The 1,380-nt window shown below is 69.1% G+C and carries 1 protein-coding gene; it reads left to right on the top strand.

Annotated features, from left to right (window positions below):
• Positions 1–211 precede the first annotated feature (211 nt).
• The coding region (locus E1267_RS43775) for an IS4 family transposase (protein ID WP_220449968.1) at positions 212–1,380 on the top strand (1,169 nt) is incomplete at its 3' end.

The raw sequence follows: 1,380 nt of genomic DNA, 5'->3' as shown, positions 1-1,380 counted from the left end.
CAACGCCGTTCAGTTAAGGGAGAGGGCTGTTCGTCAAGACCGATGAACAAAGCAGCGGAGCTGCTGTAGAAGAGGTCTGTCACTCCAAGACATCCTCACCACAGGAGCTCCGCTGTTGGAACAGGTTGCCATAGAACGTAGGAGCGGGGTAGCCGCTGGGGTGTTCGCGCCGGGACACCTGGGCGAACTGACCCGGATCATCCCGTTCGAGATGGTCGATGAGGTACTGGCGCAGACGCGTGCGCTGGAGCGCAGGGTTCGGCTGGTGCCGGCGCGGGTCACGGTCTACCTGCTGCTGGCCGCGGCGTTGTTCACCGGCCTGGGCTACCGGCAGGTGTTCGACCGGTTGTGCGCCGGGCTGACCGGTCTGGCACCGGCTCGGCCCAGCGGCAGCGCTCTGCGTCAGGCCCGCCAGCGGCTGGGATCAGCCCCGATGAAGGCGCTGTTCGACCTGGTCAGCGGCCCCGCAGTAACGACCACTGCCGCAGGATGGTGGCGAGGGCTGCGGGTGGTCGCCATCGACGGCACCCTGCTGCCGGTCCCGGACTGTCCGGCCAACCTCACCGTGTTCACCCGGCAGCGGCTCGCCAACGGGACCTCGGGATACCCGCAACTACGGTTGACCGCGCTGGTGGCCTGCGGGACCCGGTCGGTGCTCGGAGCCGTGTTCGGGCCCGCCACAACCGGCGAGCTGGACTACGCCCGCCGCTTGGCCGCGTACCTGCGGGCCGGGATGCTGCTGCTGGGCGACCGGAACTTCGCCGCCACCGATCTGCTCAACCAGCTGGCGGCCACCGGCGCTGACCTACTGGTGCGCTGCAAGTCCGGCCGCAACCTGCCCGCCCTGGCCCGCTGCCGGGACGGCTCGACCCTGGCCCGGCTTGGCGCGCTGACCGTTCGCGTCATCGACGCCGAGATCACCATCCGCACCCCGGCGGGCACCCGGACAGGCCACTACCGGCTGCTGACCACCCTCACCGACGCCACCACCCACCCGGCGGCCGACCTCATCCGGCTCTACCACGAACGCTGGGAGATCGAGACCGCCTACGCCGAGCTGAAGGCCACCATCCTGAGCGGACACGTCCTGCGCTCACATACCCCAGACGGCATCGAGCAGGAGGTCTGGGCCCTGCTGACCGTCTACCAGGCCCTGCGGACCGCGATGACCGACGCCACCGACAGCATCCCGGGCACCGACCCTGACCGAGCCAGCTTCACCACCGCCCTGACCACCGCCCGCGACCAGCTCATCCTGGCCGCAGGCATCATCACCAGCACCGACATCGACATCGACCTGATCGGCACCATCGGCCGTCACGTCCTGGCCCATCTCCTGCCCGCCCGGCGAGTCCGCACCAAAGACCGCATCGTCAAACG

It is taken from the genome of Nonomuraea longispora, assembly GCF_004348345.1.
Lineage (GTDB): Bacteria > Actinomycetota > Actinomycetes > Streptosporangiales > Streptosporangiaceae > Nonomuraea > Nonomuraea longispora.
The sequence above is the reverse complement of the archived record's forward strand: the minus strand, read 5'-3'. Positions and strand labels throughout refer to the sequence as shown.